This is a genomic window from Halochromatium sp., assembly GCF_046541315.1.
Lineage (GTDB): Bacteria > Pseudomonadota > Gammaproteobacteria > Chromatiales > Chromatiaceae > Lamprobacter.
Map to the genome: position 1 here is coordinate 1 of NZ_JBKHDN010000213.1, position 4,618 is coordinate 4,618.

General features: G+C 63.1%; 8 protein-coding genes. 1 reads left to right on the top strand and 7 read right to left on the bottom strand.

The window, feature by feature from the left end:
* Nucleotides 1-2,621, bottom strand: a 2,621-nt coding sequence (locus tag ACLFQI_RS11785; RefSeq protein ID WP_410759570.1) for an EAL domain-containing protein, incomplete at its 3' end; no start/stop codon positions are given.
* 21 nt (nucleotides 2,622-2,642) lie between these two features.
* Between ACLFQI_RS11785 and ACLFQI_RS11790 the strand changes: the two genes are divergently transcribed.
* Entirely contained in the window at nucleotides 2,643-2,861 is a 219-nt protein-coding gene (locus ACLFQI_RS11790) for a type II toxin-antitoxin system RelE/ParE family toxin (protein ID WP_410759581.1), read from the top strand.
* Here ACLFQI_RS11790 and ACLFQI_RS11795 read toward each other — a convergent pair.
* The 6 genes from ACLFQI_RS11795 to ACLFQI_RS11820 form a co-directional block, all read right to left on the bottom strand.
* Nucleotides 2,824-3,045 (bottom strand): hypothetical protein, encoded by a 222-nt coding sequence (locus ACLFQI_RS11795; protein WP_410759572.1) that lies wholly within the window; start codon nucleotides 3,043-3,045, stop codon nucleotides 2,824-2,826. The genes ACLFQI_RS11790 and ACLFQI_RS11795 overlap by 38 nt on opposite strands.
* 13 nt (nucleotides 3,046-3,058) lie before the next feature.
* On the bottom strand, nucleotides 3,059-3,364 hold the full coding sequence (locus tag ACLFQI_RS11800; protein ID WP_410759583.1) for a DUF6516 family protein: 306 nt from the start codon (nucleotides 3,362-3,364) through the stop codon (nucleotides 3,059-3,061).
* Between the two features lie 6 nt (nucleotides 3,365-3,370).
* Nucleotides 3,371-3,712 carry a type II toxin-antitoxin system HicB family antitoxin gene (locus ACLFQI_RS11805; RefSeq protein WP_410759574.1) on the bottom strand — a complete coding sequence of 114 codons (342 nt, stop codon included), beginning with the start codon at nucleotides 3,710-3,712 and terminating at the stop codon, nucleotides 3,371-3,373.
* Nucleotides 3,712-3,972 (bottom strand): type II toxin-antitoxin system HicA family toxin, encoded by a 261-nt coding sequence (locus ACLFQI_RS11810; protein ID WP_410759576.1) that lies wholly within the window; start codon nucleotides 3,970-3,972, stop codon nucleotides 3,712-3,714. The genes ACLFQI_RS11805 and ACLFQI_RS11810 overlap by 1 nt, the downstream gene beginning before the upstream one ends.
* Before the next feature lie 46 nt (nucleotides 3,973-4,018).
* On the bottom strand, nucleotides 4,019-4,213 hold the full coding sequence (locus tag ACLFQI_RS11815; RefSeq protein WP_410759577.1) for a hypothetical protein: 195 nt from the start codon (nucleotides 4,211-4,213) through the stop codon (nucleotides 4,019-4,021).
* Nucleotides 4,183-4,618: peptidylprolyl isomerase (locus ACLFQI_RS11820; protein ID WP_410759579.1), on the bottom strand; the 436-nt coding region annotated here is incomplete at its 5' end. The genes ACLFQI_RS11820 and ACLFQI_RS11815, both read right to left, overlap by 31 nt.

The following is a 4,618-nucleotide window of genomic DNA, read 5'->3' on the forward strand; positions in this document are numbered from 1 at the left end:
GCAGCGAGCGCGCGTTCGAACTCCTCGATCGGCAGCGGCCGGGCGAAATAGTATCCCTGGAATCGATCGCAGCCGAGGGCGGCGAGGCGCTCGCGCGCGGTCTCGGTCTCGACGCCCTCGGCGATGACGGCAAGCCCCAGGCTTTGTCCGAGCGTGACGATGGTGCGCACGATGGCGACATTGCTGTGATCCGATTCCAGATCGCGCACGAACGACTGATCGATCTTCAACTCGTCCACCGGCAACTGCTTCAGGTACGACAACGACGAGAAGCCGGTGCCGAAATCATCCAGCGAGAACCTGATTCCCAGCGTCTTCAACCGTCGCATGGTCTCGGTGACCCGATCGAGGTCGTCGAACAGCAGGCCTTCGGTGATCTCGAGCTTGAGCAGATTGGGATCGGCCTGCGCACAGTCCAGTGCCTCGGCGACTCGTTCGATAAAATTCGCCTGCTGAAACTGTTTCGGACTGACGTTGACCGACAGGCTGAGGTGGTTTAACCCCGGATCATGCCGCCAGCGCGCCAACTGCTCGCAGGCGCTGTGCAAGATCCACTGGCCCATCGGCAGGATCAGCCCCGACTCCTCCGCCAAGGGGATGAAATCGCCAGGGGGGATCAGGCCCTTGCCCGGGTTCTGCCAGCGCACCAAGACCTCGGCGCCGACCGCTTGGCCTTGGCGATCGACCAGCGGCTGGAAATGCAGCCGCAACTGCTCGGGGATGGCCTTGCGCAGCAGGGCCTCCAGTTCCACCCGATGCTCCAGGGCCTGCTGCATGCCCTGATCGAAGAAGTGCAGGCAATCGCGGCCGATCTTCCTCACCTGCAGCATGGCCGCATCGGCACGCTTGAGCAGCGCGGTGACGGAGTCGGTGGCGCCATCGAAGAGGCTGACGCCCATGCTGGCGGTGATCACATACTCGCTACCCTCGATCTGAAGCGGCTGGCGGATCGCGGCCAGCAGGCGCTCGCCGGCGTGCTTCGCTTGCAGCAGCGAGGCCTCGGTCTGGGGGTCGAGGTTTTCGATGATGACGACGAATTCATCGCTGCCGAGACGGGCGACGGTGTCATCGCCAGCGACCGCGGCCACCAGATTGTGAGCGATCTTGATCAAGACCTTATCGCCGACGTCATGGCCCTGGGTGTCGTTCAGCGCGCTGAAGTCGTCGAGGTCGATGAAGAACACCGCGCCGTGATGCCGCGACCAGTCGCTGGTGCGCAAGGCCTGTTGCAGACGGTCGATGAAGAGTCGGCGATTGGGCAGCTTGGTCAGCACATCGAAGTAGGAGAGGCTGTGGATCTGGGCCTCGGCCTGCTTGTGCCGGGAGAGGTCCTCGAAGGCGCCGACATAATGGCTGACGCGACCTTCCTCGTCGGTGACCACCGAGATGTGCAACCATGCTGGATAGATCTGACCGTTCTTGCGCCGGTTCCAGATCTCGCCTTGCCATTGCCCGTGCTGGTTGAGCGCTTGCCACAGCTCGCGATAGAAGACGGCCTCGTGGCGCCCCGACTTGAGCAAGGCGGGCGTCTGTCCGATGACCTCGTCCTGGCGATAGCCGGTGGTCTCGCGGAAGGCGCGATTGACGCGCAGGATGCGTTGCGCCGCATCGGTGACGACCATCGCCTGACGGGTCTCGAAGGCGGTGGCGGCGATGCGCATCTCGCGCTCCGCCTCTTTCTGCCGCGTGATGTCCTCGGTGAAGATGACGATGCCGCCAATCGATGCATCGGCCCGATACCAGGGCCGCACCTCCCAGCGTTGCCACTGGGTGCGGCCATCGGGGCGGATGAAACAATCGCTCTCGGCACGCAGCACCTCGCCGCGCAGGGCGCGTTGATGGATCTCGCGCCAGCGTTGCGGGATCTCGGGAAAGACCTCGTAATGACCGCGGCCGGCGAGATCTTGCCGGGGCAGCGAGTAGTCCTTCAGCCACCGGTCGCTGACCATCATGAAGCGCAGCTCGGTGTCGAACATCGCCAGCGCCGCCGGGGCGTGCTGAATGAACAGTCGCTGCCGGGCCTCGCTTTCGAGCAGGGCGGTTTCGGTCTGCTTGCGGGCGTCGATATCCTTGATGACGGCGATGAAATAGTCGGGCCGACCGCGCTCGTCACGCACCAACGCCAGGGTCAGATAGGCCCAGAGCACCCGGCCATCCTTGCGCCGGTAGCGCTTTTCCAGCGCGTCATTGTTGCGCTCGCCGTCGAGGATGGCACGCACCAAGGCCAGCTCCGCAGCCAGGTCGTCGGGATGCGTGAGATCCTGGAACCGGCGCGTCATCAGCTCGGCGGCGGAATAGCCCAGGATGGCGCAGAGCTTCTGGTTGACCCGCAGCCAGCGCCCGTCCGTCGCCACCTGCGCGATGCCCATCGCCGCCTGCTCGAAGGTGGCCAGGAAACGCGCCTCGCTGCGCTCGAGCTGGCGCTGGCGGACCGACAACATGGCGGAGAGCAGCAGCGCGGTGACGGCGACAAAGGCGACACCCTTGTACTGCTGCCACTGCACCAGCTGCGCGGTATCCTGGGCGTATAGACCGAGCAGCCAGTCGGACAGGGCGATCCACAGGCTGCCGAAGGCGAGATAGACCAGGATGATCACTGTCGTGGCGCGGTTCCAACGCATGCCAGGGTTCCATGGCCGGTGATGGTGGCACGATTATGCCGCAACGCGGCGGTGCGTGCAGTCGGCCGAACCTTCGCCGCGACAGGATTACCAGGCAATCCTCGGCTCGGTGAATCTCTCCAGGAATTCGAGCCACGCGAAGTGCGTCGGATCATCGTTGGCGATCACGAGATGCGCGACGAGCTGCGCGACGAGCAAATCGTCATCCTGCGCATCTGGCATCCCCGGGGGAATCGTTGAAACGGCAAATGCGTAAGCTGGTCAGTGCCTTGAGGATCGCCCAGCGGTTCGGGTTTAGCATCGCGAGCAATGCCTCTTCGCTGAGAAAGGTGAATCGACAGCCTTGCTGTTCGCCGCGAAACGCGGCTTTCATGCGGTCCTTGACCGCGTCGAGATCGGAGACTCCAATCGTCAGTGTCGCCATCGCCGCAGATTCCTCACTGTTGGCTGACATCGGCCCAGCAATCCCCGATGAGCTGATCGATGCCATCACATTGATACGGCATCTCGCGTTCGCCAAGATACTTGTGGTCGCCCTTGCCCGCTTCGTTGTCGTAGCGCAGCACGCACACCTCATCGACAATCAGGGCAAGACGGTACTTGTAGCCATGCGCGCTCCCAAGCAGAGGAGCGGGATCGGCCCGCGCGCGTAGGCGCTCGCCGATCGCCCCGATGCGCGCGCACGGCGTCGCGGCTGGCTGTTCATTTGGGACAGTTAGGGCCGTCAGAACTTTGGAGATCAGGGGAGATCAGGCTGCTGCGTCCCTGAGTTCGTGGCGAATCGCGCGTTCCATCAGTGCATTGAGACTGATCCCTTCGGCCTGCGCTACGGTGGTGGCGGCCTGATGTAGCTCGGGCGGTAGGCGTACGACGAATTTACCGCTGGCCGGCTTGCGTACGGGACGGCCATGTTTCTCACACATCGCGACGAAAAAGTCCAAAGATGCCTTGAACTCACGGCGCAGCTCCTCGGGATTCTTGCCATAGAAATCCGCGCCGCCATTGAGGCCCTGAATCTCGCCTCGGAATTCATCGGTCTCTGGGTTGTACCGGATGACGGCGGTATAGCCGTCCAATGTCATGGTGTTCATCATGGTGGAGTCACCCCATGGTCGGCTAGCCAATCACGCACTGCCGCGACTGCGCCCTTGTCCATCACCGGCGTCGGATGTGGTTTGTGCAGCACGCGGGTCTCGTCAAACAGCAGTATGCCGATGCGCGAGCCTTCGCGGTTGTACTCGATCGTGGCGCCGAGCGCTTCCAGCAGCGCGAGCACATCCTGGAATTTCACGCTGCCCGAGACTGGGCGCTTGAAAAGCAGTTCAAGCGTTTTGGCATGCTTGCGTTTCACCTTTCGGATAGTATCGCTACTTGATACTACTGACAAGGATTGCCTGTCATCCCTTCATTTCACGCCTGGTGGTTTTCTGGTGCTTGAACTGTTCAAGAGACAGGGCGCGGTCATAGTTGCTGGCCTGGGCATGGGCCTTGAGCATGGCCGCGTCCCAGGCGGTCGATTGCAGAATCGGCCCAGAAATCCCCGATGAGCTGATCGATGCCATCACATTGAGGCCGTCAAGCCCGCCAGCCACTGGCGTTGCTGCTCCTTGCGGCGGCGCTGCTCCAGGGCCTGATGAATGCGTTCGCGAACCTGCTCGAAGGCCAGCGTTTTGGCGGGATGGATGGCCTCGCACAGCAGCAGGTGGAAACCGAGTTCGGACTCGAGCACGCCGCTGAGTTGGCCTTCCGCGAGGCCGAAGAGGGCGGCATCCAGGGCCGGGTAGAGCTGACCGGGTTTCAGCGTGCCGAGTTGGCCGCCTTCCATCGCGGTGGGGCATTCGGAGTGCTTGCGGGCCTCGTCGATGAAGGCGTTGAGTAAGGCCGCAGGATCATCGGCCTGCGTGCCAGCCTGTGTGCTAGCTTGCGCGTCAGGTGTGCCAGTTTGTGCATGGGCCGGCGTGCCGGCCTGGGTGCCAGCCTGGGCGCTAGCTTGTGCG

Bases quoted from the DNA above. Each gene is read 5' to 3' on its own strand.
- ACLFQI_RS11805 (WP_410759574.1), bottom strand. From the start codon at position 3,712: ATGAACACCATGACATTGGACGGCTATACCGCCGTCATCCGGTACAAC.
- ACLFQI_RS11790 (WP_410759581.1), top strand. From the start codon at position 2,643: ATGGTGGCACGATTATGCCGCAACGCGGCGGTGCGTGCAGTCGGCCGA.
- ACLFQI_RS11795 (WP_410759572.1), bottom strand. From the start codon at position 3,045: ATGGCGACACTGACGATTGGAGTCTCCGATCTCGACGCGGTCAAGGAC.